This window comes from Rhodococcus sp. NPDC003318 (assembly GCF_042879035.1).
Lineage (GTDB): Bacteria > Actinomycetota > Actinomycetes > Mycobacteriales > Mycobacteriaceae > Rhodococcus_G.
Genome location: NZ_JBIAOU010000004.1, coordinates 195,167 through 221,298, shown reverse-complemented (window position 1 = coordinate 221,298; position 26,132 = coordinate 195,167). Strand labels below are relative to the sequence as shown.

Here is a 26,132-nt window from a genome sequence, read left to right as displayed (position 1 = left end):
CCTCACCGCTTGGGGCTGGGTGGGATGGGGCCACCCCCGCGCGGCCCCCGGCCCGGTGGGGGGGGGGGGGGGGGCGCCCGGGGCGGGGGGGGGGGGGGGCGGGGGGGGGGGGGGGGGGCCCCCCCCCCGGCGCCCCCCCGCCCCCGAGGCGGTGGTCAGCGGGTCGCCGACTCCAGGTTCTGTGTGTACATGGTCACCCCTCCGGTGGCGAAGTTGCGGACGTCGCGTCCGGCGTCCCGCATCTCCGGCGACGCCAGGGCCGTCTTCAGATCCTCCTCGGTGGCGAACTGCAGGTACGCCACGGCGTAGTGGGCCGGGGCGGAGCCGTCGAGGGAGACGCACTTGCCCCAGACGAACCCGGACAGCCCGGGTACCTTGGCCGCGAGGGGAATGTGCGTGGCGCGGTAGTACTCGTCGAAGGTGGCGGGGTCGTCGGGTGTTCCGTAGCAGACCGAGATCTGATGGGTCACTTGTCTTCTCCGTTCGGCTTGGCGACGAGGGTGAGCACGTCGTAGGTGGCGACGGCGTCGCCGTTCTGGTTGGCGACCACGGCGTCCCAGCGGACCTCGCCGTAGTCGGCGCTGGTGCGCGGGGTGATCTGCTTGGCGGTCAGCGTGACCGTCAGGCTGTCGTCGGCCTTGACCGGGGTCAGGAACCGCAGGTTGTCGACACCGAAGTTGGCCAGGACCGGCCCCGGTGCGGGGTCGACGAACAGGCCGGCGGCAAGCGAGACCACGAGGTAGCCATGGGCGACGATGCCACCGAAGAGCGGGTTGGCCGCCGCGGCTTCGGGATCGGTGTGGGCGTAGAAGGTGTCGCCGGTGAACTCCGCGAAGTGGTCGATGTCGGCGAGGGTGACCTGCCGCGGGCCACCGACGATCGTGTCACCGAGGGCCAGTTCGGCAAGATTCTTCCGGAACGGATGGACGCCACCTTCGATGCGGTCGGCGCCCGGCACCCAGCGCCGCCCGACGGCCGTCAGGACGTTGGGGGTGCCCTGGATCGCGGTGCGCTGCATGTGATGCAGGATGCCGCGGATACCGCCGAGCTCCTCGCCGCCGCCCGCACGGCCGGGGCCACCGTGGACGAGCACCGGCAGCGGCGAGCCGTGACCGGTGGATTCGCGGGCGTCCTCACGGTTCAGGACGAGGACGCGTCCGTGGTAGGGGGCCAGGCCGAGCACGATCTCGCGGGCGATGGCGGTGTCGGCGGTGACGAGGGACGCAACGAGGCTGCCCTGGCCGCGGGCGGCGAGCTCGATCACGTCGGCGTTGTCGCGGTAGCCGATGACGGTGCTCACCGGACCGAACGCCTCGACCTCGTGGGGTTCGGTGGCGTCGCGGTCGTCGCATCGCAGCAGGATCGGCGACAGGAACGCCCCGGTGGTGGCGTCGGCTCCGACGACCTCGACCGTGTCGGGGTCGCCGTGGACGATGCGGGCACTCTTGGTCAGTGCGCGAACGGATCTGAGGACCTCGTCGCGCTGTTCGAGGCTCGCGAGCGCACCCATGGTCACGCCCTCGGCACCGGGCGCACCGACGACGACCCTGTCCAGTCGTGCGCTGGTCGCGGCGACGACGTCGTCGACGAGGTGCTCGGGGACGAAGGCCCGCCGGATGGCGGTGCACTTCTGGCCCGCCTTGACGGTCATCTCGGTGACCAGCTGCTTGACGAAGAGGTCGAACTCCTCGCTGCCGGTGGTCACGTCCGTGCCGAGGATCGACGCATTGAGCGAGTCGGCCTCGGCGGTGAAGTGCACACCGGCGCCGACCACGTTCGGGTGCGCGCGCAGCAGTGCGGCGGTGTCCGCTGAACCGGTGAACGCGACGGAGTCCTGACCGCCGAGGTGATCGAGCACGCCGCGGGCGCTGCCGCACAGCAGCTGCACCGACCCCTCGGGCAGCAGCCCGGATTCGACGATGCGACGGAACACCAGTTCCGTCAGGTACGCGGACTGGCTGGCCGGCTTGACGATCGAGGGCACACCGGCGATGAAGGCCGGAGCGAGCTTCTCGAGGAAACCCCAGACGGGAAAGTTGAAGGCGTTGATCTGGACGGCGACGCCGCGCCGTGAGGTGTAGATGTGCTGGCCGAGGAAGGTGCCCTTCTTGCCCAGCTGTTCGAGACCGCCGTCGAGATGCACGGTGTCGTTGGGCAGCTCGCGCCGGGCCTTGCTCGCGTAGCTGAGCAGTGTCCCGAAACCTCCGTCGATGTCGACGCCCGAGTCACGTTCCGTCGCACCCGTCTCGGCGGACAGTGCGTAGAACTCGTCCTTTCCCGCCATCAGGGTCAGGGCGAGCGTCTTCAGCACCGCGGCGCGCTCGTGAAAGGTCAGTTTCGCCAGCGCCGGGCCACCCACCGCCCGGGCGTGATCGATCATGCCGGCGACGTCCACGCCGGTCGACGAGATCCGAGCGACCTCGTGGCCGTCCACGGCACTGAGCAGCGGGGCGCCCTCGTCGGGCGCGGTGTGCCAGCGCCCCTGTACATAGCTCTGAAGCAGAGTGCTCACGAGATCTCCATATCTCACCGTACGTTCGGTCAGTAATTACGATCCGTGAGCACCACCGCTCCTGTCAAGGGAGGAGCCGTTCCGACAGGGGGCTCAGGCGCGCCGCAGACCGTCGAAGACGATCGCGACGACGGTGTCGGCGAGGTTGCCGACCGCGCCGTCGGCGCGCGGGCGGTACCACTCGACGATCGAGTTGACCATGCCGAAGATCAGCCTGCTGGCCAGGGCGGGATCGACCCCGGCGGGCAGGTCGCCCTCGTCCTCGGCCGCCTGGACCAGTTCACTGACGAACGTGTCGAACTCCCTGCGGCGCGCCAGTGCCCGACGCTCGACGGCCGTGTTGCCGCGGACCCGCAGCAGCAACGTCACGTACGGCAACTCCGCGACGAGGACCTCCACGCTCCGGCGAACCAGGTACTCGAGGCGGTCGATGTACGGACCGGCGGTCGCGCCCTCCTCGGTGGTGACGGCGAACAGGGCATTGAGGGCGCGCGAGAGCGCCAGCTCGAGCAACTCCGCCTTGCCCGAGACATGGTGGTAGATGGCCGACTTGGAGATACCCAGACGTTTGGCGAGCACCTCCATGCTGGTGCCGTCGTAGCCCTTGTCGTTGAACACCTTGACGGCGACCGCCAGCAGCGAGTCGAGGTCGTATCCGGGCCGGCCCGGACGTCCCGTCCGTTGTACTACGCGCGCCGATGTCATGGGTTCATCTTCGCGCACCCACCCGCGCCGCGTGACAGCGCTGGGCACCCACCCTTGTTACCGACCGAATATTCAGTTAATAATTGGGCTGCACACGCGAGCAAGGAGCACAGGATGGGTGACGTTTTTCTGGTCGACGGCGCGCGCACACCGCAGGGCCGCTACGGCGGCGCACTGGCCACGGTGCGTCCGGACGACCTGGCCGGACTGGTGGTGGCCGAGGCAGTCCGCCGGGCCGGCGTGCCCGGCGACGCGGTCGACGAGGTGATCCTGGGCGCCGCGAACCAGGCCGGCGAGGACAACCGCGACGTCGCCCGGATGGCGGTGCTGCTGGCCGGGCTGCCCGACTCGGTTCCCGGGTTCACGGTCAACCGGTTGTGCGCGAGCGGTCTGACCGCCGTCGCACAGGCCGCCGCGCTGATCCGCAGCGGTGAGGCCGACGTCGTCGTCGCCGGCGGCGTGGAGTCGATGACCCGCGCTCCGTGGGTGATGGCCAAGCCCGGAACGCCGTGGGCCCGGCCCGGAGAGGTCGCCGACACCTCGCTGGGGTGGCGCTTCACCAATCCGAGGTTCGCCTCCGCCGACCGGAACGTTCCCGCCGGCTCCGGACCCGAGACCCGCAAGATCACCCTGTCCATGGGCGAGACCGCCGAAGAGGTCGCGGCGCTCGAGGGCATCACCCGCGAGGAGAGCGACGCCTTCGCGTTGCGCAGCCAGCAGCGGGCGGTCGCCGCGGTGGACGCCGGGCACTTCCGACGCGAGATCGTCCCGGTCCCGGTGAAGGACGGAGTTCTCGAGGCCGACGAGACCCCGCGTCGTGGGGCCACCCTCGACAAGCTCGCCGCCCTGAAGCCGGTCTTCCGCTCCGGCGGCATCGTCACCGCCGGCTCGTCGTCCTCGCTCTCGGACGGCGCCGCAGCACTCGTCGTCGCGAGCGCCGACGCGGTCGCCCGGTACGGTCTGACCGTCCGGGCGCGAATCGTCGGATCCGCCAGCGCCGGTGTGCCCCCGCAGATCATGGGGCTCGGGCCGGTTCCCGCCACGCGGAAGGTGCTCGCCCGGGCGAACTGGACGGTCGCGGACCTCGACGCGGTCGAACTCAACGAGGCGTTCGCCGCCCAGTCCCTGGGCGTGATCCGCCAGCTGAAGCTCGACGAGGCGATCGTCAACGCCGACGGCGGCGCCATCGCCCTCGGCCATCCCCTCGGCTGTTCGGGGGCCCGGATCCTGCTGACCCTGCTCGGCCGGATGGAACGCGAGAACGCGCGCCGCGCTCTGGCCACCCTGTGCGTCGGCGTCGGCCAGGGCGCCGCGATGCTGATCGAGGCACCGTGACCGCCTTCACCACACTCGAACTCGACGAGCTCGGCGACCGCGTCGTCGTGACCCTCGACCGCCCGGCGCAGCGCAACGCGATCACCGCGGAGATGATCGCGGAACTCCACACCGTGTGCGCCCGCATCGAGGCCGACCCGAAGCTGCTGCTGCTCACCGGTCGCGGCGACCATTTCGCCGGCGGCGCCGACATCGGGCAGCTGCGGGCCCGCACCCGCGACGACGCGCTCGCCGGCATCAACCGCACCCTGTTCGACCGCATCGGCCGACTGCCCCTGCCGACGGTGGCGGCGGTCAGCGGGTTCGCACTCGGCGGCGGCGCCGAGCTGTCCTACGCCTGCGACATCCGGATCGCCACCACCACAGCCAGATTCGGCAATCCCGAGCCGGGGCTCGGCATCATGGCCGCGGCCGGCGCCAGCTACCGGCTGCCCCAACTCGTCGGGATGTCGGTCGCGAAGCAGGTTCTGCTCGGGGGCCACATCCTCGACGCCGAGGCCGCCCTGCGCACCGGACTGGTCCTCGACGTCGTCGAACCCGGCAGCCACGTCGACGCCGCCCACCGACTGCTCGACCGCATCGCCCGCTCCGCACCGCTGGCACTGCGCCTGACCAAGACCGTCGTCGACTCCCCCGGCACCCATCCGTTCGCCGACGACATCGCCCAGGCCGTGCTCTTCGAGACCACGGACAAACACGACCGCATGACCGCCTTCCTGGAGAAGACATGACCGACACACAGGCACCGGCCCGCGTCGCCGTGATCGGCGGCGGCCGCATGGGCGCCGGCATCGCCCAGGTCTTCGCGACCCTCGGCAGCACCGTCGTGATCGCCGAGGCCGGCGACCAGGCCGCCGCCCGCGACCGCGTCGCCACCGGACTGCAACGCGCGGACGAACGCGGCAAGCTCACCCACTCGACGCCCGCCGAGATTCTCGATCGCCTCGGCACCGTCGCATCCCCGGACGACATCCCGCCGGAGACCGACCTGGTCGTCGAGGCGGTCCCGGAGAACGTGGAGCTCAAGGCCCAGGTCCTGACCGCCGCGGAGAGGGCCGTCCGCCACGACACGGTCATCGCCAGCAACACCAGCTCGCTGTCGATCACCGACCTCGGCAAGAACCTGACCGATCCGGGACGGTTCCTCGGGATGCATTTCTTCAACCCGGTCCCGGCCTCCGAACTGGTCGAGATCGTCACCTCCCCGGCTACCGCCGAATCCGTGGTCGACAAGGCGGTGTCGTGGGTGGGCCTGCTGGGCAAGGTCGACGTCGTGGTCAACGACTCCCCCGGATTCGCCACCAGCCGCCTCGGTGTCTTCCTCGGACTCGAGGCGATCCGGATGCTCGAGGAGGGTGTGGCGGACGCCGAGGCGATCGACCGGGCGATGGAGCTCGGCTACCGGCACCCGATGGGTCCGCTGCGCTCGACCGACCTCGTCGGCCTCGACGTGCGCCTGGCCATCGCCGAACACCTCGCCGCCACCCTCGGCCCGCGCTTCGAACCTCCGAAGCTGCTGCGCGACAAGGTCGCCCGGGGTGAACTCGGCCGCAAGAGCGGAAGCGGATTCTTCGACTGGACCACGACGACAGGAGCACAGTCATGACCACCACGGACACCGCCCCCGTGCAGGTACGGATCGACGAGGGCCTGGCCACCGTCACCCTCTCCCGGCCCGCCGCCTCCAACGCCCTCGACCGCGCCACCAAGGAGGCGCTGCTCGATGCGGTACGCCGGGTCGGGGACGACGCCCGCGTGCGTGCGGTGCTACTGACCGCGGACGGCAGGAACTTCTGTGTCGGACAGGATCTGGGCGAGCACGTCGACGCCCTGCGCGCCGACCCGCACTCGGCGATGAACACCGTCGGCGAGCACTACAACCCGCTGCTGGAGGCGGTCGCGGCCCTGACCGTTCCCGTCGTGGTCGCGATCCGCGGGGCCTGTGTCGGCGCCGGCCTGGGGCTGGCGCTGGCCGGCGACATCCGGGTGGCCGGCGAAGGCGCGAAGTTCGCCACCGCGTTCACCGGCATCGGCCTCGCGAGCGATTCGGGTCTGAGCCACACCCTCGTCCACGCGGTCGGCGCCAGCCGGGCCGCGGGACTGATGCTGCTCGGCGACCGCTTCGGCGCGGCCGACGCCGCGGCGTGGGGACTGGTGCACCGCGTGGTCGCCGACGACGACGTGGACACCGTTGCCCGCGATCTCGCGCGGCAGCTCGCTCACGGACCGACGAAGGCGTACAGCCAGGTCAAGGATCTGCTGCGGGCCGCCGCCCCCGGGCTGACCGATGCCCTCGAACGCGAGCGGGTCGCTCAGGAGGCGCTCGGCGCCGGCGCCGACCACAGCGCAGCGGTCGAGGCGTTCCTCGCCAAGTCTCGACCGACCTTCACCGGACGCTGATCACTCCGTCCACGCACCACCCCTGACCTGCGGTGACCGCTTCGGGTCTTGTGCGCGGGCAACCCCTCGCGCATACTATTACTGACCGAATATTCGGTAATGAAATGAGGCCACATGACAACGCCGACAAGGGCGGACGATCTCCTGAACCTCTTCGAGACCACCATCGCGCACGATCAGCGCATCGAGCCGCGCGACTGGATGCCGGACGACTACCGCAAGACGCTGATCCGGCAGATCGCCCAGCACGCGCACTCGGAGATCATCGGGATGCAGCCCGAGGGGAACTGGATCACCCGCGCCCCCTCCCTGCGTCGCAAGTCGATCCTGCTCGCGAAGGTGCAGGACGAGGCCGGCCACGGGCTGTACCTGTACTCCGCCGCCGAGACCCTCGGCGCGGACCGCGCCGACCTGACCGAGAAGCTGATCACCGGCAGGCAGAAGTACTCCTCGATCTTCAACTACCCGACCCTGACCTTCGCCGACGTCGGCGTCATCGGATGGCTGGTCGACGGCGCAGCCATCTGCAACCAGGTCCCCCTGTGCCGCACCAGCTTCGGCCCGTACGGGCGGGCGATGATCCGGGTGTGCAAGGAGGAGTCGTTCCACCAGCGGCAGGGCTTCGAGCTGCTGATGACGATGATGCGCGGCACCGACGCCCAACGTGAGATGGTGCAGGAGTCCGTCGACCGCTGGTGGTGGCCGGCGCTGATGATGTTCGGTCCGCCGGACGACAAGTCGCCCAACACCGCGCAGTCGATGCACTGGAAGATCAAGCGGCACACCAACGACGAGCTGCGGCAGCGCTTCGTGGACATGAGCATCCCGCAGGCCGAGGCACTCGGGGTCACGTTTCCCGACCCGGATCTCGTGTGGAACGCCGACCGCGGCCACTACGACTTCGGCGAGCCGGACTGGAGCGAGTTCACGGAGGTCGTCCGAGGCAACGGCGCCTGCAACGTCGAACGCATCACCAACCGCCGCGCCGCGCACGAGAACGGCGCCTGGGTCCGCGAGGCCGCGACGGCCTTCGCCGCCCGCGAACGAGAGGGCTCGTAAAGCCATGAGCGACACCAGGTCCACCACCGAACGCCACGTCAGGGCGAGCTGGCCGCTGTACGAGGTGTTCGTCCGCGGCAAGCGCGGCCTCAACCACGTCCACGTCGGCTCGCTGCACGCTCCCGACGACGAGATGGCCCTGCGTCACGCCCGCGACGTCTACACCCGCCGGAACGAAGGCGTGAGCATCTGGGTCGTCCGGTCGTCCGCGATCGTCGCGTCCAGCCCGTCGGAGAAGGATCCATTCTTCGCCCCGAGCGGCGACAAGGTCTACCGGCATCCGACGTTCTACGACATTCCCGACAACGTCCCCCACATGTGAGGCACGCACCATGATCGATCACGACAACGCCTACGGGGGCCTGGTCGACGAGGACAACCACGGTCAGTGGGCGTTCGGCACCAGCTTCGACGACCCGCTCGCCGGGGTCGACACCACCGTCCCCGACGACGTCGACCTCCCCGCGCTCGCCCGGTACTGCCTGGCGCTCGGCGACGACGCACTGATCTCCTCGCACCGGCTGTCCGAGTGGTGCACTCGCGCACCGGAACTCGAGGAGGAGATGGCACTGGCCAACATCGGCCTCGACCTGCTCGGGCAGGCGCGCCTGCTGCTCGCCCGCGCCGCCGCCGCCGACGCAACCGTCGTCCCGTTCATCTCCGAGAGCTCCCCGGTGCCGGCCGATGATGCGCTGGCCTTCTTCCGCACGGATGCCCAGTTCCGGTGCGTCCGCCTGTGCGAACTCGACAACGGGGACTTCGCCGAAACCGTCGTGCGCACCCTCGTCCTCGCGACCTGGCGGCTCGCCGTCTTCACGAAGCTGCGCGACAGCCGCGACCCCGTGCTGGCCGCGGTGGCCGCCAAGGGTGTCAAGGAACTGACCTACCACCGCGACTACGCCGCACGCTGGACGGTCGTGCTCGGTTGCGGCACCGACGAATCCCGCCGCCGCGTGCGCGCGGCGCTCGACTTCGTCTGGCCCTACACTGCGGAGCTGTTCGCCCCCACCGACGACGAGCGCACGCTCGCCGCCGCCGGCGTCGGAGTCGACCCCCGCTCGGTGCGCGAGGAGTTCGACGCGGTGATCGGCCAGGTGCTCCACGCCGCGGAACTCGAGGCACCCCGCGGCCCGTCGGTCGGCACGGTCGGCGGGCGCGGCGGCCGCCGCGGTCTGCACACCGGGGCACTGAGCTTGTTGCTCGCCGAGATGCAGTCCGTCGCACGGGCGCATCCCGAGGGGTCGTGGTGACAGTGACCGTCGAGAACGCCCGAGGCCTCGTGACTGCCCGGACACTGGTCGAGTCGGTCCTCGATCCCGAGATGCCGATGCTGACGCTGGCGGATCTCGGTGTCGTCCGCGGCGTCGAGATCGACCCGGACGGTGCCGTGGTGGTCGCCATCACCCCCACCTACTCGGGCTGCCCCGCGCTCGCCACCATGCGTGCCGACATCGAGCACCTGCTGACCCGGCACGGGTACGCCCGGGTCCGCGTCGACACCAGCCTGACCCCGGCCTGGAGCAGCGACTGGATCAGCGAGTCGGGCGCGCGCAAACTACGCGACGCCGGGTACTCCACACCCGGACCCGCGCCCGCCCGGTCGACCGGTCCGGTGCCGCTGACGCTGATCACCCGGCCCCGCGCGGTGTCCTGCCCCCGGTGCGGCTCCCCCGCCACCGACCTGGTCTCGGAGTTCGGGGCCACCTTGTGCAAGGCGCACTACCGGTGCCGCGCCTGCCTCGAACCGTTCGACCACGTGAAGGAAATCTGACATGACCACAGTCGAATCCCCCGGCGCCCGCCGCGCATCACGCCTCCGCGACTTCCACCACCTCGAGATCGCCGACGTCGAACGGCTGTGTGACGACGCCGTCGCGGTCACCTTCGCGGTTCCCGGCGATCTCGCCACGGAGTTCGACTTCCGGGCCGGGCAGTCCCTGACCCTGCGTCGCGTCGTCGACGGTGTCGAGCACCGCCGGTCGTACTCCGTCTGCGCGCCCGTCGGCGGTTCGCCCCGCGTCGGCGTGCGGGAGGTGCCGGGCGGGTTGTTCTCCACCTGGCTCGTCCGCGACGCCCGCGCCGGTGACGTCGTCGAGGTCCAGGCCCCCACCGGCAGCTTCGTCGCCGACCCGGCCGTCGCCGGCAGGCACCTGCTGATCGCCGCGGGCTCGGGAATCACGCCGATGCTCTCGATCGCGGCCTCGGTGCTCGCGAACCCCGACTCGTCGGTGGTGCTGCTCTACGGCAACCGGCGCACCCGCTCGGTGATGTTCGCCGAGGAGATCGCCGACCTCAAGGACCGCTACGGCGCCCGATTCGAAGTCGTCCACGTGCTCTCCCGCGAACCCCGCGACGTGGAGCTGTTCACCGGCCGCCTCGACGCGGATCGTCTCCGCGCGATCGTGTCCGCGGTCGTGCCCGTGGACGACGTCGACGACGTCTGGCTGTGCGGCCCCTACGGCATGGTCACCGACGCCCGGACCGTCCTCGGCGAGTTCGGCATCGACGGCAATCGGATCCACCACGAACTGTTCTTCGTCGACGACGTGCCGCCCCCGCAACAGATTCACCGCGAGCCCGGTGTCGAGGGCCCGTCCAGCGAGGTCACCGTCGTCCTCGACGGCCGCAGCACCACCGGCATCCTCCCCCGCGAGCAGAACATCCTCGACGCCGCCGAGACGATCCGCTCCGATCTGCCCTTCGCGTGCAAGGGCGGCGTCTGCGGCACCTGCCGCGCCAAGGTCACGTCCGGGACGGCCCGGATGCTGCGCAACTACGCACTCGACGACGCGGAGGTCGCAGCCGGTTTCGTTCTCACCTGCCAGACCCTGCCCACCAGCGACGCGGTCACCGTCGACTTCGACGCCTGACCGCTTCCGACCGGCCGGCGCCGAGCCCCGGTTGTGCGTGCACGGACAAGGAGTCGTGCGCCGCGACAAAAGTACTTCCCACTGTTGTGCCGGACCATCGATCCCGGGCCACCACCGGACCGTCACGCCGCGGCCCCGCGCAGCGAACACACCCGAGGAGCACCACATGACCGCGTTGCAGGAACCCCCCACGAACAGCGCCATCGAGTTCGCCTCCCGCGACGAGATATCGAACCTGCAGCTCGACCGTCTGCGCTGGTCGCTACAGCACGCGTACGACAACGTCCCCCACTACCGGTCGTCCTTCGACGCCGCCGGCGTGCACCCGTCGGATCTGACGGACCTGACGGACCTCGCGAAGTTCCCCTTCACCACCAAAGCCGATCTGCGCCAGAACTATCCGTTCGGCATGTTCGCCGTCCCGCAGGACCGCGTCTCGCGGATCCACGCGTCGTCCGGCACCACCGGCCGGCCCACCGTCGTGGGCTACACGACCCGGGACCTCGACAACTGGGCGGACCTGGTCGCCCGCAGCCTGCGCGCCGCCGGTGTCCGACGCGGCGACAAGGTCCACGTCGCGTACGGGTACGGCCTGTTCACCGGCGGTCTCGGAGCGCACTACGGGGCCGAACGGCTCGGTGCCACCGTCATCCCGATGTCGGGCGGGATGACGGACCGGCAGATCCAGCTGATCGAGGACTTCCGGCCGGACGCCATCATGGTCACCCCGTCCTACATGCTCACCATCGTCGACGCGATGATCAAGAAGGGCATCGACCCCGCCGCCACGTCCCTGCGAACCGGCGTGTTCGGCGCCGAACCGTGGACCGAACAGATGCGTACCGAGATCGAACACCAGCTCGGCATCGACGCCGTCGACATCTACGGACTGTCCGAGGTCATGGGCCCCGGTGTGGCGATGGAATGCGTGGAAACCAAGGACGGACTGCACATCTGGGAAGACCACTTCTACCCGGAGGTCGTCGACCCGGTCACCGGTGAGGTGCTCCCCGACGGCGAGGAGGGCGAGCTGGTGTTCACCTCTCTGACGAAGGAGGCGCTGCCGATCATCCGCTACCGCACCCGCGACCTGACCCGCCTGCTGCCGGGTACCGCACGATCGATGCGTCGTATGCAGAAGGTCACCGGCCGCACCGACGACATGATCATCCTGCGCGGCGTGAATCTCTTCCCCACCCAGATCGAGGAACTCATCCTCGCCGTGCCGGCTCTGGCACCGCAGTTCCAGTGCGTCCTCGACCGGCCCGGACGCATGGACACCCTGACCGTTCGGGTCGAGGCCCGGCCCGGCGTCACGGCCCAGACCAGGGCAACGGCCGCCGGTGACCTGCGGAAACTCGTCAAGAACCGGATCGGTGTCACCGTCGAGGTCGACGTCGTCGACCCCGCCGCGCTCGAACGGTCCATCGGGAAAGCGCGCAGGCTGGTCGACAACCGACCTGGAATGTAGAACACACCATGGCTCCGCCCGACACCACCGCCCTCGCCGGAACCTCGGCGGACGACGGCCTCCGCGGCCTGTCGTTCGAGCACTGGCGCGAGGCGATCTCGGCGGACTTCGTTCCGCTCCGTGCCACTCCCACCGGCACGGAGCGAGGCGAGACCTTCTCCGGTGGCCTGCGGTCACACGTCATGGGATCGATCAAACTCAGCGAGGTTCGGGGCAGCCACGTCGTCGTGGGCCGGACCGCGACCACCATCCGGCAGTCCGATCCCGGCCTGATCAAGCTCGGTCTCCAACTGTGCGGCAGCGGCATCGTGCGGCAGAACGATCAGCAGGCGGTACTGCACCCCGGTGACTTCACGCTGTACGACACGAGCCGGCCGTACCAACTCGAATTCAGCGGCAGGTTCGCGATGTTCGTCGTCATGTTCGATCGCGACGAACTGCGGGTCGGTTCGCACAACCTGATGCGAGGTGTCGCGCAACCGGTGCAGGCGTCCACCGGGATCGGCGCAGTCGTCTCGCCGTTCCTGCGCGGCCTGCGGCAGAACCTGGTGGAAGGGCGAAAAGCACCACATCTCACCGCGATACCTGCAGAAGCTGTTCGAATCGGAAGGCGAGACTGTCACCGGCTGGATCCGGAGGCGCCGGCTGGCGAAGTGCCGCGACGACCTGGCGGACCCGCGCCTGGCCCGTCACAGCATCGGGGCCATCGGCGCACGACACGGATTGACCGATTCCTCCCACTTCTCCAAGGCGTTCAAGGAGGAGTTCGGGCTGTCGCCCCGGGACTTCCGTCGGTCGATGCGCGGTGCCACGGACGAGCGCGACCCGACGGCCTGATCAGCCGACCAGGAAGTGCGCGACGGTGGCCGCGAATTCGCGCGGCCGGTCCCGGTGCACGCTGTGCCCGACCTCGATGGTCACCGTCCGGCTGTCCGGGATGGCGGCGAGTGCGGCATCGAGCCGGTCCGGGTCGACCATGCCGCGGGGACCCCCGGTGACCAGCAGCGTCGAAGCCGTCATCGACGGCAAGGCGTCCCACCAGTCGGGGTGCGGGGCCCGGAACTGCGCGAGCGCCGACCGCGTCATGGACCGGTCGAACGCGATCACGGCGCGCGGACTGCGCAGCAGACTGGTCCCGGCGTGCCAGAGCTCCACGGGAGTCGGTATCCGGCGCGCGAGGGCCCCCAGGTCCTCGCCCTCCCGGAGAGGCAGCGGTGCCTCCTCGAGGACGAGGCGCCGCACCAGGTCCGGCCGCGTCTGCGCGACGAGGGACACCGCGTGCCCGCCGAGGGAGTGACCGACCAGATCGACCCGGGTGAGCCCGAGGTGGTCGCACAGGGCGAGCAGATCGTCACCGAACTCGCGGAACAGATAGCTGAGGGTGTGCGCGCTGCGGCCGTGGCCGCGCAGGTCCGCGACGATCACCCGCCGACCACGTGCCGTGAGCACCCGCGCGAATCGGTCCCAGGTGCGCCCGTCGCCGCCCATGCCGTGCACGAGAAGGACTGGAACCGGGTCCGCACCGCCGGAGTCGCGGTAGTAGATGTCGGTGCCCTCGAAGGTCGCCGTCGCCGTGATCGTCATCGAATCCAGCACCATCCTTCGCACAGCACACATTCTCCGGACAAGGTTAGCCCCGTGCGGCGTCGTCACTCGTACGCCCCCTCCACGCGCCACCCGTTCCCGTCGAACTGCACCAGCAACGCCCGTGGGGCGGATTCACCGACGCCGTCACCCCATCCGAGCAGTACCTGTGCCCGCGCCACTCGGCGCGCCGCGCCGGGGTCCCACCACCGCTCGTCCACCGACCACGGTCCCGCACAGCCGAGCACCTCCCAGCTCCGGTTCTCCCAACGCAACCGGACCGGGCGGGAAGCGAACTCGCCGCGGTCGGTGACCGTCACCGGATTCCCCTCGGCGTCGTCGAGGACCACCGGTGGGGGCGCCGCCAGCACCGCGGCGGGAGCCGGCTCGGGCAGCCGGCCGGGCCACGGCGCCGTGGGATCGTCCACGGGCACCACCTCGTCACCCAGCGGGACCACCGTGACCCGTTCCCCCGGTCCGCGGCCGCCGCTGAGCACTCCGACCCGTACCGCATCCCCGCCGAGCAGGCCCTGCACCCGGACCAGGGCCCGCCGAGCCCGCTCGTCCTCGGCGCCGACCCCACCCCACAGCCCCAGCTGCAGCGCCCCGGCTGCCACCACCTCCACCGGCTCGAGCCGCAACAGCTCGATCCCCGAGGAGGGTTTCGCCTCGCTGCGTCCGGTCAGCCAGCCGTCCAGCTGCCAGCGCACTCGGTCCGCGGTCCCGTCCGGGGTCAGCGGCTCCCCACACCGCCAGATCCGCGAAAGATGTTCCCCGTGAGCGGTACTCGCGTGCACCGCGAGCCGGGTACAGGCCACCGACGCCGCCGACAGCCGGGCGTGCAGCCGCTCGGCGAGGGCGCGGCCCGCGAAGGCGGCCGCGTCCACCCGGTCCACCGGCGGATCGCAACGCAACTCCACCTCGAGGTCCGGCGGCAACGGCCGCCCCGACGGGGGCCGCTCCGGCTCGCCGCGGGCACAGCGGTGGGCCACCGCCGCGTCCACGCCGAACCGGGAGAGCACCGCGACCGGGGTCAGGGCCGCGAAGTCCCCGACGGTGCGCAGCCCCAGCCGGTGCAGCAGATCCACCAGCGCCTCCCGGCCCGGGCCCGACAGGGAGGGCTCGGCTGCCAACTCGGCCACCGGCAGCGGCGCGAGGAACCGGGCACCGCCGCCGACCTGCACCAGCGCCGCGTACCGCGCCGCGATCACGGCGGTGGACAGCTCGTCCGCCGCCCCGATCTGGCACTCCACCCCCGTCGCCGAGACCTGGTCGATCAGCCGTTCCGCGGCCACCTCCTCCGAACCGAAGTAGCGCGCGACGCCCCGCGCGGCGAGGACCAGCAGCCCGGGGCGCAGCACCTCCACACCCGGCGCCGCCGCATCGACCGCCGCGGCCACCGGTTCGAACATCCGGGCGTCCCGGGCCGGATCCGCGGTCAGCACGTGCAGCCGCGGGCACCGCCCCTGTGCCTCACGTCGGCGCAGCCCCCGGCCGACGCCCTCCGCCCGGGCGACCGCCGAACAGGCCGTCACCCGGTTCCCGGACACCACCGCGACCGGTTCGGTGGGAGGTAGGTCCGCCGCTGCCGCGGCCGCGACCGCAGGCCAGTCCGGGCACCACACGGCCAGCACCCGCGAGCTCATGCCGTGTCGGCGCTCGTCAGCCACTGAAGCGCGGTGACCTGTTGCGGCGCAATGCTTTCCGGAACCCATTCGACCCGACCGCGATTCGGCCGCAGGTCGACACACGCGGTGCGGCGCCGAAAGGCCCGGCCCTCCGCACCGACCGCCAGCCGCAGCCCCCGCAACCGCGCGCAGCCGCGGCCCGTCGCACTGTCCCCCACACCACCGTCCCCCAGACCGTCGTACCCACGGACGGTGGCGTCGAGCCGGATCTCCGCACCGCTCCACCGGCCGCCGGTGACCACCAACGTCGCCCCCTTGCTGCGGGCGCGGGCCACCACCGCGCGGGCCCGCGACGGCGGCACCGCCAGGCCGCCGAGCCCGAGCACCACCAGATCGAGCCCGTCCAGGAGCACCGCCGCCACCTCCACCGGGTCGGGCCCCGGGTTCGGGATCATCGCCAGCCGCCCCAGGTCCGCGCCCATCTCCGCCGCCGCGAGCAGGCCGAGACGGGGATGCCCGATCACGGCCGCGTGCCCGCCGGATCCCGTCACCGCGGCGAGCAACCCCACCAGCAGCGACCCCGAACCCGTGACGGTGACCACCGAACCGCGCGGAAGCCCACCGCCGGGAAGCAACCCCGCCAACGCCGTCGGCACCGGGAGCACCGGACGCTCGGCGACACCGTCCATCCGCACCTGACGGGTGGACACCGACTCGCCCCGGGCGGGCACCGCGGCCATCCGGCGCCGCAACTGCTCGAGCCGTTCCCGCCGGGACATCCCGGCCAGGTCCGGATCGACGCTCAGACCACCCACGGCACACTCCACCATCCTCGAACACCCGAACACCCGAACACTTGAATCGAACACACTTTCGAACTTCTGCCAGTGTGGACCGTTCGCCATGCCACGTCAAGATGACGAATTTCCCCAGTTCAGGGCTCCACACGACGGCACGCGACCGGCGTCGTCTACCCTCGCGTTGTGGCGCAGCAGGAGCATCGAATCGTCGGACCGGACCATCTCGTGGCCGGCCGTCATCGACTGCGCTCCAAGCTCGGCGGTGGCGGGATGGGATCGGTCTGGCTCGCCCACGACACCCTGCTCGACCGCGAGGTCGCCATCAAGCAGATCACCTTCCCCGCCGATCTCACCGCGGAGGCCGCCGCGACACTGCGCGCCCGGGCGATGCGCGAGGGCAGGCTCGCCGCCCGCCTGTCCCATCCCCATTCCATCGCGATGTACGACGTCGTCCTCGAGGGCGACGACCCGTGGCTGGTGATGGAGTACATGCCCTCCCGCAGCCTGGCGCAGGCACTGAACGTCACCGAGACCCTGCCGCCCCTGCAGGTCGCCCAGATCGGCGCGCAGGTGGCCGACGCACTGGCCGACGCGCACACCGCGGGCATCGTGCACCGTGACGTCAAGCCCGGAAACATCCTGATCGCCGACCGCGGACCCGATGCGGGCACGGTCAAGATCAGCGACTTCGGCATCTCCCGCGCCAAGGACGAGAGCCAGCCGGGGCAGAACTCCGTGATCACCGGCACCCCTGCCTATTTCGCTCCCGAGGTCGCCCGCGGCGGGGACCCCACCGACGCGTCCGACGTGTTCTCGCTCGGCGCCACGCTGTACACGGCCGCCGAGGGCCAGCCGCCGTTCGGCATCGACGAGGACCCCATCGCACTGCTGCACCGGGTCGCCAAGGCGGAGATCATGCGCCCGTCGCGCAGCGGCGAGATCACCGACGTCCTGCTGCGCATGCTCGAACCGGATCCGGCCCGCAGGCCCACCATGACGCAGGCGCGAGACCTGTTGGCACGCTGCGTGACCGGCGACGACAGCAGCATCTCCTACGTCCTCGACGCGCCACTGCGCGAATCGGACGGCACGGTCCCCTTCTGGGCCCGCCGGGGCGCCTCGAACCGTCCGGCACGCCCGGCACGCCGCCTGTCCAGCACGGCCAGCGGTCTGCCCGCGGCCCCGCAATCCGTTCCGCTGCAGTCGGTGCCCCGGCCGAGCCCCCGACTGCCGCAGCCGCCCGCGTTCGAGTCGAAGAAGAACACCGTGGCCGGCCTGCCCGTGCCGCTGATCGTCGCACTCGCGGTGGCGGCCGTCCTGATCGTGATCCTCGTCGTCGCGATCGCGCTCTGACGGACGCCGGTCGCTGCTACTCGATCCGGCGGCGGTGCGCCCAGCGGGTCAGGGCATTCCGGTTGGACTGCTGCGTCTTCCGCAGCACGTTCGAGGCGTGGGTCTCGACGGTCTTCACCGAGATCACCAGGGTCTCCGCAATCTCCCGGTAGGTGTAACCGCGGGCCAGCAGGCGCAGCACCTCGAGTTCCCGCGGGGTCAGCGAATCCAGCTCCGGATCCAGCGGCGGCTCGGGCACCGACGACCGGCCGGTGAACGAATCGAGGACGAACCCGGCCAACCGTGGACTGAACACCGCGTCACCGCCGGCGACCCGGCGGACCGCGTCCGCGAGTTCGCTGCCGGAGATCGTCTTGGTGACGTAGCCGCGGGCGCCGCCCCGGATCACCGCGATGACGTCCTCCGCGGCGTCGGACACGCTGAGCGCCAGGCACACCGGGCCGGGTGCGATCCCCTGCAGCACCGCGACTCCGCCACCGTCGGGCATGTGGACGTCGAGCAGCACGACGTCGGGTGCGGACGCGTTGATCCCCGCGACGGCCTCCGCGACCGCACCGGCCTCCCCGACCACCGAGATGTCGGGCTCGGACGCGAGTTCCGCGCGCACCCCCGACCGGAACACTGCGTGGTCGTCCACGAGGAAGACACGGTATCCGCTGCCGGACGTACCCGACTCGTGTCCTCCGGCGCTGGTCACCTGGGCTGCTCCTTCGTCGGCGTCGCGTTCTCCACCGACTCTAGATCACCCTGCTGATCAGGCTCCGGAGCACCGGCGCCGGATTCCGCGAGCTCACCCAACGGCATTCGGATCCGGATCTCGGTGCCACGCCCGATCCCGGTGTCCACCACCACGTCGCCGCCGCGACGCTGCACCCGCGCCCGGATCGACTTGTCCAGGCCCTGCCGGTCGGCGGGCACCGCAGCCGGGTCGAAGCCGACCCCGCGGTCCCGCACGAAGACGCTCACCTCGTCGGCGCCCGCCTCCGCGAACACGTCGACGCTCGACTCCCCGGAGTGCTTCGCGGCGTTGACGAGTGCCTCGCGGGTGGCGCCGAGCAGCGCGGTGACGGCCTCCTTGGGCATCCCGGACTCCTCCTCGGGCACGTCGAGCCGGATGTCGCCGACGGTCACCGTCTGCACCGCGATGCCGTGCTGGTCCTCGACCTCCCCGGCGATGGTCCGCAGTGCCTCGGCGAGGCTGGCGTGGGCGGCCTCCCCCTCCCCGAACAGCCACCTGCGCAGCTCCCGTTCCTGACTGCGCGCCAGACGCAGCACCTCCTGCGGCCGATCCGACTGCTTCTGGATCAACGCGAGGGTCTGCAACACCGAGTCGTGCAGGTGGGACGCGATCTCCTCACGTTCCTCGTTCCGGATCCGCGCCGCCCGCTCGCGTCCCAGATCACGCCACAGCTTCAGCCACAGCGGCACCGTCAGCAGGCCGATACCGATCAGGGTGACCACGACGGCGAGCAACGACGAACGCAACGAGGCCAGATCGACCCGGGCCAACACGACGACACCGAGTCCGAGCACGATCATCGTGATGCCGCCGAGTACCCGCGCCCACGTCAGGACCGTCGGGGACTGGGGCAGACCGAACGTCGACCGCGGACCGTCGGAGTCGTACTCCCGCCACACCAGCGCCGCACCGATGGCGACCACCACGACGGGGACGAGCACCTCGGCCGCGGTGCCGCTGACGACGAAGGCCAGTCCGGCAGACAGCGCCAGTCCCAGCACCGCGAGCCCCAGGGCCTGACGGCGTTCGGCTCCCGTCGCACGTTCGGTGTCGCTGCCCGGCGGCGTGAATATCCACAGCAACCCGTAGGCGACGATGCCGGAACCGGCGAGAGCGGACAGCAGGACGAACGCCACCCGCACCTTGAACACGTCGACGCCGAGGTGGTCGGCGAGGCCACCCGCGACGCCACCGATCACCCGGCCGCCGACACGTCGCTCGAGTCGTGGCACGGGCACCTCGCCCGGCGACGGGGCACGCGGAATGGACTGCACACCATCGATGGTGGCACGCTCGCGCGGTCACGCGCATCAGGGTGGACCCTGATCCGACGGCCGCTGCCGAGCCAAAGATCAGGGTTGGTCCCTGATGTACCCGAGAGGCCCGGACACCACGATGGTGGACATGAGCACACCGACCTTCTCCGAGCAGCTGAATCAGTTGTGGCGTACCCGGCCGGTCCGACTGCCCCGTCAGGGACCGATCGCCGGCGTCGCCGCGGGCATCGGGTATCGCTACGACATCGACCCCGTCCTGGTGCGCGTCGCGTTCGTGGTCTCGACCCTGTTCGGTGGGGCGGGCATCGTCCTCTACCTGGCGTGCTGGCTGCTGCTGCCCCGCGCCGGGGACCCCGCGTCCGCGGCCGAGTCGCTGGTCGGCCGCGGTCGCAGCTCCGAGTCCGCGACGAAGACGATCGTGCTCGTGGTCGCGTTCCTGATCGCCCTCAGCACGCTCGGGCCGCTCGGCGTCGACTTCGGTGGCTCCGGCCTAATCAGCCTGGCACTGATGCTCGGTGGACTGTGGTTGCTCTTCCAGCGTCGGCCGCAGCCTCCCGCCGCGCCGGCGGGTGCCGACCCCTGGTTCGGTCTCACCCCGCCGGCGACGGGGGTCCCGGGCGTGTTCCCGCCCACGTACACCCTGCCGGGCGTCTTCACCACCCTGCCGAAGACGTACGAGCCGACCCAGACACCCCCGACGGACGCGATGCCCCCGGCAACCGCGCCACCCGCGACGGGCGAATCCCCCACCACCGGCGACGTGTTCACCCCCACCGTCCCCGGCTCGTCCGACACCACCACGCCGCCGACGTGGGACCCGCTCGGGGTGGCCCCGTTCGCCTGGGACCTGCCCGAACCGACCCCGGTCGCACCCCCCGCACCGCCCGCCCGCCCGAAGTCGCGGCTGACCTCGGTGGTCCTCGGGCTCGCGATCCTCGCCTCGGTCGCGGCCTGGGCGATCGGCAACGCCACCGACTGGACGTGGATGACCCCCGGCCGGATCGGGGCGGTGGGCCTGGCCGTGATCGGTGCCGGTCTGATCGTCGGGGCGTTCCTGCGCCGCGGCTACGGCCTCCTCGTCGTCACCGGCCCCCTCGCCGGCTTCGTGGTCCTCGCGTCCCTGATCGGTCCGGTGGACTGGAGCAGCCAGAACGTCGGCAGCCGCACCTGGGAACCGGCCACCGCCGCCGCCATCGCACCCGAATACTCCAGCCAGCTGGGGGAATTCACCCTCGACCTGCGCAGGGTCACGCTCACCGAGGACAAGACCGTCACCGTCTCCTCCGGGGTCGGCAAGTTCACGGTGCTGGTCCCCGAGAACATGAACGTCGTCAACCACTGCTCGGTGTCCGTCGGTGAAACGCACTGCCTACCCGAGGGACTCGACGGCGGGGCAGACGGAACCGAGGGCCCCGTACTCACCCTCGACATGACCGGACGAATGGGAGAACTGGAGGTTCACCGTGGCTGAGAACACCGACACCGGTAACAGGAGCGCCCGTCGCCCGTCCGCCCTCCTGCTGCTGTCCGGGATCGCCGCCCTGTTGGTCAGTGTGTGGGCCTTCGTCGGACCCGACCGCCTCGGCGCCCTCGGCGACTGGCAGTTCGAGTGGCTCCTCGTGATCGCGGCGGTCGTCGTCGGGGTCGTCCTCGTCGTCGCGCCGGGTCGCCGGAAGTGAAGCGCCTCAGCTACCGAACAGGCCTCCGAACGGCCCCAACAGACCACCGAACTGGTTGAACTGGTTGAACTGGTTGAACTGCTGTGGGCCCTGTTGCCAGTTCCCCGGCGGGCCTCCGGGTCCGCCGCAGCGGTTCCAGTCGTCGTCGCAACGCGGACGGTTCCAGTCGTCGCCGCAACGCGAACGGTTCCAGTCGTCGTCGCAACGCGGACGGTTCCACTGATTCCAGCCGTGGCCACCGTCGTCCCCGTGGCGCCCGTCCACCTGGACCTGCGGGACCACCGGCGCAGGCCCGGACATCGCCGCTGCCGGTCCCGCGAAGGCGACCACCGGTACCGCGACAGCGACGCCCAGCAGGGCGCCCTTCACCAGAAGCGTCCCCGAGCGCTTCCTCGTTACGGTGTGCATCGTCGTTCCTTCCTCCTACGAGAGGGGAGGCGCGGCGGGGAGCCGCACTCTCTCCCTGCACGCTCAAGTCAACTCCGAGGAAGGGCCCCTGTTCCTGTCAATCAGCTGTGAATCGACGAACCCGCACCCCGGCGGAGAGTGCCGAGCGCCGCGTGCTGGTCGATCATGATCCGCTGTACGGTGCAGGACAGCGCCTCGGCGGTCTGCGCGACCGTGAGTCCGACGACGGTGCGCAGCACCAGGACGTCGCGTTCGTGGCGGGGAAGCCGGCCCAACAGGTCGGACGCGCACACCCCGCTCGGCCGGCGCGCGACCTCGATTCCCACAACCGCCTCGGTGTAGGCGACACGCAGCGGCGCACCGGTCCGATCGGTGAGCAGTGCCGCCACCACGACCGGAACGAGGGCCTCGGCGGCGGCGTCCGCGGCGGGGACTCCCATCGTTCCGCCGAGTTCGGCTCGGAACATCCGGGTCACGAACGAGCGGGTCGCGGTGTAGACCTGATGAAGAGCGTCGCGATCACCGTTCGCGGCGCGTTCGATCGCGCGGCGGTCGTCGAACGAGTCGTACTCGTCCGCGACAACCGACAAGCCGCTCATGCAGTTCTCCTCTCGATCCCGCCCCGCCCCATTGGACTCCACGGACCTCGAGGCAGGCTGGGAGAAACGCCTGTTCCGCACAGCAAACTCCCAGAGTCTGCGTGGAACCCCGACACGGCGCCTTCCGGTTCCAGGACCAGCGCCGCAGCGGGTCCTGGAACCAGTTGCCGTCACCGGTGCATCGGCTGGAAGAATTCCGTCGAACCTGGCAGTTCCGCCAGGATTCACGGCATTCCGGTCACGCGGGGCGAATCACTCCCATTCGATGGTTCCCGGCGGCTTGCTCGTCACGTCGAGCACGACCCGGTTGACCTCGGGCACCTCGTTGGTGATGCGGGTGGAGATGCGCTCGAGCACGTCGTAGGGCAGTCGCGTCCAGTCCGCGGTCATCGCGTCCTCGCTCGAGACCGGGCGCAGCACGATCGGATGCCCGTACGTGCGGCCGTCGCCCTGCACGCCGACGCTGCGGACGTCGGCCAGCAGCACCACCGGGCACTGCCAGATCTGGCCGTCGAGCCCGGCAGCGGTGAGCTCTTCGCGGGCGATCGCGTCCGCCTGCCGCAGCAGGGTGAGCCGCTCGCGGGTCACCTCACCGACGATGCGGATGGCCAGACCGGGGCCCGGGAACGGCTGGCGCGCAACGATTTCCTCGGGTAGGCCGAGCGCCCGGCCGACCGCGCGGACCTCGTCCTTGAACAGCAGGCGCAGCGGCTCCACGAGGGAGAACTGCAGGTCCTCCGGCAGACCGCCGACATTGTGGTGACTCTTGATGTTGGCTGTGCCGGTGCCGCCACCCGACTCGACGACGTCCGGGTACAGCGTGCCCTGCACCAGGAACTCGACGGCCTCGCCGTGCTCGGCGGACTCGCCCAGCACCTCGGTGACCGCGCCCTCGAAGCTGCGGATGAACTCACGGCCGATGATCTTGCGTTTGGCCTCCGGGTCGGAGACCCCGTCGAGTTCGGAGAGGAAGGTGTCGACGGCGTCGACGGTGACGAGCCGGGCACCCGTCGACGCGACGAAGTCCTGCTGCACCTGCTCGCGCTCGCCCGCACGCAGCAGCCCGTGGTCGACGAACACACACGTGAGCCGGTCACCGATCGCCTGCTGCACCAGCGCCGCGGCGACCGCGGAGTCCACGCCGCCGGACAGGCCGCAGATCGCCTTGCCCGTGGGGCCGACCTGCTCGCGCACCTGCTCGATCAGGACCTCGGCGATGTTGGCCGCGGTCCAGGTCGGCGGGATGCCCGCGATCTCACGCAGGAAGCGCGTGAGCACCTGCTGGCCGTGCGGCGAGTGCAGCACCTCCGGGTGGTACTGGACACCGGCCAGGCGCCGCGCGCGGTCCTCGAACGCGGCGACCGGAGCGCCGGCACTGGTGGCAGTCACCTCGAAGCCCTTCGGGGCGTCGGTGACGGCGTCACCGTGGCTCATCCACACCGGCTGCGTCGCGGGCAGGCCTTCGTGCAGCACCCCGCCGTCGACGCTGAGCTGCGTCCGCCCGTACTCACGGGTGCCGGTGTGGGTGACGGTGCCGCCGAGGGCACCGGCCATCGCCTGGAAGCCGTAGCAGATGCCGAACACCGGGATGTCGTGGTCGAACAGGCGCGGATCGAGCTGCGGCGCGCCGTCCGCGTACACGCTGGACGGGCCGCCGGACAGAATCACCGCCGCGGGCTTGCGGGCCACGATCTCCTCGACGGTGGCCGTGTGCGGCACGACCTCGGAGTAGACGCTGGCCTCCCGCACCCGGCGTGCGATCAGCTGCGCGTACTGCGCCCCGAAGTCGACGACGAGTACCGGATTCTGCTGGGTGGGGCCGGAATGCTGGGTGTCTGCCACGCCAGCAGTCTAGTCTGTGGCACCGCCCACCCCGGCCGGGCGTCCGGACCGGACCTCGACGATCGGCAGCACCAACGCCGCGGGAGCACCCGCGGGCACCACCGGGCTCGCCGGCGCCACCGGCGCCAGCCGCCGGTAACCGTCGCCTTGCGCCGGCCGGATGTCGGGCTCCCCCTTGTTCGGCCACAGCGACGCGGCCCGCTCGGCCTGCGCACTGATCGTCAGGGAGGGGTTCACCCCGAGATTCGCCGACACCGCTGCCCCGTCGACGACGCTCAGCGTCGGGTAGCCGTACACCCGGTGGTACGGGTCGATGACGCCGCGCGTCGCGTCCGCGCCGATGGCGCAACCCCCGAGGAAGTGCGCGGTGAGCGGAATGTTGAACACCTCGCCCCAGGTGCCGCCGGCGACACCGTCGATCTTCTCCGCGATCCGCCGTGTCGCCTCGTTGCCGACCGGGATCCACGTCGGATTCGGCTCGCCGTGTCCCTGCTTGCTGGTGACCTTCCGCCGCCCGAACAGCCCCGGCTTGGTGTAGGTGGTGATCGAGTTGTCGAGGTTCTGCATGACGAGCGCGATGATCGTCCGCTCGCTCCAGTTCTTCACGCTGAGCATCCGCAGCATCTGCCCCGGGTTCGCGGCGATGACCTTCAGCAGCGTGACGAACCGCGGTGCGCTTCCGCCGCCGTCCGTCATCAGGGTCTGCAGCAGGCCCATCGAGTTCGAGCCCTTGCCGTAGCGGACCGGTTCGATGTGGGTGTCGGGCGCGGGGTGGAACGACGAGGTGATCGCGACGCCCCTGGTCAGGTCCATCCCGGGGTCGACCTTCAGCTTCGCCGCGCCGAGCAGCGCCTCGGAGTTGGTGCGGGTGAGCTCGCCGAGCGTCGGCGAGAGCTTCGGCAGAACGCCGGTGTCCTTCATCCTGTGCAGCAGGTGCTGAGTGCCCCAGGTGCCCGCCGCGAGCACGACGTTGGCGGCGGTGTACGTGCGGGCGCCCTTGCGGAACTTCGCGCCGGTGCGGCGGGTCTGCACGTCCCAGGTGCCGTCGGCCGCCTCGCGCAGGCCGGTGACCGTGGTCATCGGGACCACGGTCGCCCCGGCCTTCTCCGCCAGCCCGAGATAGTTCTTGACGAGGGTGTTCTTGGCCCCGTGCCGGCACCCGGTCATGCACTCGCCGCACTCGATGCAACCCGTCCGGTCCGGGCCGACACCACCGAAGTACGGGTCCGGAACGGTTCTTCCCGCCTCCCCGAAGAACACACCCACCGGCGTCTGGATGAAGGTCTCCCCCACTCCCATGTCGTCGGCGACCGACTTGATCACCTCGTCCGCAGGGGTCATGTGCGGGTTCTGCACCACACCGAGCATCTTGCGGGCCTGTTCGTAGAACGGGGTGAGCTCGGCGTCCCAGTCGGTGATCTCGCGCCACTGCGGGTCCTGGAAGAACGACGACGGCGGCTTGTAGAGGGTGTTCGCGTAGTTGAGCGAGCCGCCGCCCACACCGGCGCCGGCGAGGATCATCACGTCCCGCAGCAGGTGCACCCGTTGGATGCCGTAGCACCCCAACGCCGGCGCCCACAGGAAGCGGCGCAGGTCCCAGCTGGTCTTCGCGAAGTCCGAGTCGGCGTACCGCCGCCCGGCCTCGAGCACACCGACCCGGTACCCCTTCTCCACGAGTCGCAGCGCCGTGACGCTGCCACCGAATCCGGAGCCGATGATCAGTACGTCGAAGTCCGTCGCGCGCTTACCCATGAAGAGACCTCCACACCGTGAAACCTGGTTGGTTACCCGCCAATATGCACCCCGGATCTGTGACCGATCCCACAAGGGCATCCTAACTGTAACGGTAGGTGACAGGAAATACTTCACGA

Annotated in this window: 26 protein-coding genes and 1 pseudogene; 15 read left to right on the top strand and 12 right to left on the bottom strand. The window is 70.7% G+C overall.

Annotated elements, in window-relative coordinates; translation table 11 throughout:
• Positions 1 to 155 precede the first annotated feature (155 nt).
• The 3 genes from ACFYVR_RS10480 to ACFYVR_RS10470 all read right to left on the bottom strand — a co-directional run bounded on the left by ACFYVR_RS10480 (position 156) and on the right by ACFYVR_RS10470 (position 3,217).
• Positions 156 to 470, bottom strand: a complete 315-nt coding sequence (locus tag ACFYVR_RS10480; protein WP_387472462.1) for an EthD family reductase — start codon at positions 468 to 470, stop codon at positions 156 to 158.
• Positions 467 to 2,512: a phenylacetic acid degradation bifunctional protein PaaZ gene (paaZ, locus tag ACFYVR_RS10475; protein ID WP_387472460.1), complete on the bottom strand. Its 2,046-nt coding sequence runs from the start codon at positions 2,510 to 2,512 to the stop codon at positions 467 to 469. The genes ACFYVR_RS10480 and paaZ overlap by 4 nt, the downstream gene beginning before the upstream one ends.
• 93 nt (positions 2,513 to 2,605) lie before the next feature.
• A complete protein-coding gene (locus ACFYVR_RS10470) occupies positions 2,606 to 3,217 on the bottom strand; it encodes a TetR/AcrR family transcriptional regulator (protein ID WP_387472458.1) in 612 nt (203 codons plus the stop codon).
• A gap of 114 nt (positions 3,218 to 3,331) precedes the next feature.
• Here ACFYVR_RS10470 and ACFYVR_RS10465 point away from each other — a divergent pair, with 114 nt between their 5' ends.
• The 12 genes and pseudogenes from ACFYVR_RS10465 (at position 3,332) to ACFYVR_RS10410 (ending at position 13,189) form a co-directional block, all read left to right on the top strand.
• The gene (locus tag ACFYVR_RS10465; RefSeq protein ID WP_387472456.1) at positions 3,332 to 4,552 is read left to right on the top strand and encodes a thiolase family protein; all 1,221 of its coding nucleotides are present in this window, start codon (positions 3,332 to 3,334) and stop codon (positions 4,550 to 4,552) included.
• On the top strand, positions 4,549 to 5,283 hold the full coding sequence (locus tag ACFYVR_RS10460; protein WP_387472454.1) for an enoyl-CoA hydratase/isomerase family protein: 735 nt from the start codon (positions 4,549 to 4,551) through the stop codon (positions 5,281 to 5,283). Before ACFYVR_RS10465 ends, ACFYVR_RS10460 begins: the two co-directional genes overlap by 4 nt.
• Positions 5,280 to 6,158: a 3-hydroxyacyl-CoA dehydrogenase family protein gene (locus ACFYVR_RS10455; RefSeq protein WP_387472452.1), complete on the top strand. Its 879-nt coding sequence runs from the start codon at positions 5,280 to 5,282 to the stop codon at positions 6,156 to 6,158. The genes ACFYVR_RS10460 and ACFYVR_RS10455 overlap by 4 nt, the downstream gene beginning before the upstream one ends.
• Positions 6,155 to 6,952: an enoyl-CoA hydratase-related protein gene (locus tag ACFYVR_RS10450; RefSeq protein ID WP_387472450.1), complete on the top strand. Its 798-nt coding sequence runs from the start codon at positions 6,155 to 6,157 to the stop codon at positions 6,950 to 6,952. The genes ACFYVR_RS10455 and ACFYVR_RS10450 overlap by 4 nt, the downstream gene beginning before the upstream one ends.
• Positions 6,953 to 7,066: 114 nt before the next feature.
• Entirely contained in the window at positions 7,067 to 8,011 is a 945-nt protein-coding gene (paaA, locus tag ACFYVR_RS10445; RefSeq protein ID WP_387472448.1) for a 1,2-phenylacetyl-CoA epoxidase subunit PaaA, read from the top strand.
• A 4-nt stretch (positions 8,012 to 8,015) separates the two neighbouring features.
• Positions 8,016 to 8,333 (top strand): 1,2-phenylacetyl-CoA epoxidase subunit PaaB, encoded by a 318-nt coding sequence (gene paaB / locus ACFYVR_RS10440; RefSeq protein WP_387472446.1) that lies wholly within the window; start codon positions 8,016 to 8,018, stop codon positions 8,331 to 8,333.
• A gap of 10 nt (positions 8,334 to 8,343) precedes the next feature.
• A complete protein-coding gene (gene paaC / locus ACFYVR_RS10435) occupies positions 8,344 to 9,261 on the top strand; it encodes a 1,2-phenylacetyl-CoA epoxidase subunit PaaC (RefSeq protein ID WP_387472444.1) in 918 nt (305 codons plus the stop codon).
• 2 nt (positions 9,262 to 9,263) lie between these two features.
• Positions 9,264 to 9,782, top strand: coding sequence for a 1,2-phenylacetyl-CoA epoxidase subunit PaaD (gene paaD, locus ACFYVR_RS10430; RefSeq protein WP_387472707.1), 519 nt, complete (start codon positions 9,264 to 9,266; stop codon positions 9,780 to 9,782).
• Between the two features lies 1 nt (position 9,783).
• Positions 9,784 to 10,881, top strand: a complete 1,098-nt coding sequence (paaE, locus tag ACFYVR_RS10425) for a 1,2-phenylacetyl-CoA epoxidase subunit PaaE (protein ID WP_387472441.1) — start codon at positions 9,784 to 9,786, stop codon at positions 10,879 to 10,881.
• Between the two features lie 166 nt (positions 10,882 to 11,047).
• Positions 11,048 to 12,352: a phenylacetate--CoA ligase PaaK gene (paaK, locus tag ACFYVR_RS10420; RefSeq protein ID WP_387472438.1), complete on the top strand. Its 1,305-nt coding sequence runs from the start codon at positions 11,048 to 11,050 to the stop codon at positions 12,350 to 12,352.
• A gap of 8 nt (positions 12,353 to 12,360) precedes the next feature.
• Positions 12,361 to 12,858, top strand: a pseudogene (locus ACFYVR_RS10415) (AraC family transcriptional regulator); the annotation flags it as partial.
• Positions 12,821 to 13,189 carry a helix-turn-helix domain-containing protein gene (locus tag ACFYVR_RS10410; RefSeq protein ID WP_387472436.1) on the top strand — a complete coding sequence of 123 codons (369 nt, stop codon included), beginning with the start codon at positions 12,821 to 12,823 and terminating at the stop codon, positions 13,187 to 13,189. The pseudogene ACFYVR_RS10415 and the gene ACFYVR_RS10410, both read left to right, overlap by 38 nt.
• Here ACFYVR_RS10410 and ACFYVR_RS10405 read toward each other — a convergent pair whose 3' ends face one another.
• The 3 genes from ACFYVR_RS10405 to ACFYVR_RS10395 all read right to left on the bottom strand — a co-directional run bounded on the left by ACFYVR_RS10405 (position 13,190) and on the right by ACFYVR_RS10395 (position 16,394).
• Positions 13,190 to 13,936 carry an alpha/beta fold hydrolase gene (locus tag ACFYVR_RS10405; protein WP_387472433.1) on the bottom strand — a complete coding sequence of 249 codons (747 nt, stop codon included), beginning with the start codon at positions 13,934 to 13,936 and terminating at the stop codon, positions 13,190 to 13,192.
• Positions 13,937 to 14,001: 65 nt separating this feature from the next.
• Positions 14,002 to 15,582, bottom strand: coding sequence for a DNA polymerase Y family protein (locus ACFYVR_RS10400; RefSeq protein ID WP_387472431.1), 1,581 nt, complete (start codon positions 15,580 to 15,582; stop codon positions 14,002 to 14,004).
• Positions 15,579 to 16,394 (bottom strand): hypothetical protein, encoded by an 816-nt coding sequence (locus ACFYVR_RS10395; RefSeq protein ID WP_387472429.1) that lies wholly within the window; start codon positions 16,392 to 16,394, stop codon positions 15,579 to 15,581. The genes ACFYVR_RS10400 and ACFYVR_RS10395 overlap by 4 nt, the downstream gene beginning before the upstream one ends.
• Positions 16,395 to 16,547: 153 nt before the next feature.
• Here ACFYVR_RS10395 and ACFYVR_RS10390 point away from each other — a divergent pair, with 153 nt between their 5' ends.
• Complete coding sequence (locus tag ACFYVR_RS10390) at positions 16,548 to 17,717, top strand: serine/threonine-protein kinase (protein ID WP_387472427.1); 1,170 nt, start codon at positions 16,548 to 16,550, stop codon at positions 17,715 to 17,717.
• Between the two features lie 16 nt (positions 17,718 to 17,733).
• On the opposite strand, the gene ACFYVR_RS10385 is transcribed toward ACFYVR_RS10390, so the two are convergent.
• Together ACFYVR_RS10385 and ACFYVR_RS10380 are read right to left on the bottom strand one after the other, a co-directional pair.
• A complete protein-coding gene (locus tag ACFYVR_RS10385; protein WP_387472425.1) occupies positions 17,734 to 18,414 on the bottom strand; it encodes a response regulator in 681 nt (226 codons plus the stop codon).
• Positions 18,411 to 19,730 carry a PspC domain-containing protein gene (locus ACFYVR_RS10380; protein ID WP_387472423.1) on the bottom strand — a complete coding sequence of 440 codons (1,320 nt, stop codon included), beginning with the start codon at positions 19,728 to 19,730 and terminating at the stop codon, positions 18,411 to 18,413. The genes ACFYVR_RS10385 and ACFYVR_RS10380 overlap by 4 nt, the downstream gene beginning before the upstream one ends.
• A 130-nt stretch (positions 19,731 to 19,860) precedes the next feature.
• Here ACFYVR_RS10380 and ACFYVR_RS10375 point away from each other — a divergent pair, with 130 nt between their 5' ends.
• Positions 19,861 to 21,204 carry a PspC domain-containing protein gene (locus ACFYVR_RS10375; protein WP_387472420.1) on the top strand — a complete coding sequence of 448 codons (1,344 nt, stop codon included), beginning with the start codon at positions 19,861 to 19,863 and terminating at the stop codon, positions 21,202 to 21,204.
• Entirely contained in the window at positions 21,197 to 21,412 is a 216-nt protein-coding gene (locus ACFYVR_RS10370) for a hypothetical protein (RefSeq protein ID WP_387472418.1), read from the top strand. Before ACFYVR_RS10375 ends, ACFYVR_RS10370 begins: the two co-directional genes overlap by 8 nt.
• 6 nt (positions 21,413 to 21,418) lie before the next feature.
• Here ACFYVR_RS10370 and ACFYVR_RS10365 read toward each other — a convergent pair whose 3' ends face one another.
• From ACFYVR_RS10365 to ACFYVR_RS10350, 4 genes are all read right to left on the bottom strand, one after another.
• Positions 21,419 to 21,820 (bottom strand): hypothetical protein, encoded by a 402-nt coding sequence (locus ACFYVR_RS10365; protein WP_387472415.1) that lies wholly within the window; start codon positions 21,818 to 21,820, stop codon positions 21,419 to 21,421.
• Positions 21,821 to 21,921: 101 nt separating this feature from the next.
• Complete coding sequence (locus tag ACFYVR_RS10360; RefSeq protein WP_387472413.1) at positions 21,922 to 22,419, bottom strand: sigma factor-like helix-turn-helix DNA-binding protein; 498 nt, start codon at positions 22,417 to 22,419, stop codon at positions 21,922 to 21,924.
• A gap of 252 nt (positions 22,420 to 22,671) precedes the next feature.
• Positions 22,672 to 24,261 (bottom strand): glutamine-hydrolyzing GMP synthase, encoded by a 1,590-nt coding sequence (gene guaA, locus ACFYVR_RS10355; protein ID WP_387472411.1) that lies wholly within the window; start codon positions 24,259 to 24,261, stop codon positions 22,672 to 22,674.
• A gap of 9 nt (positions 24,262 to 24,270) precedes the next feature.
• Positions 24,271 to 26,013, bottom strand: a complete 1,743-nt coding sequence (locus tag ACFYVR_RS10350; protein WP_387472409.1) for an FAD-dependent oxidoreductase — start codon at positions 26,011 to 26,013, stop codon at positions 24,271 to 24,273.
• Positions 26,014 to 26,132 lie beyond the last annotated feature (119 nt).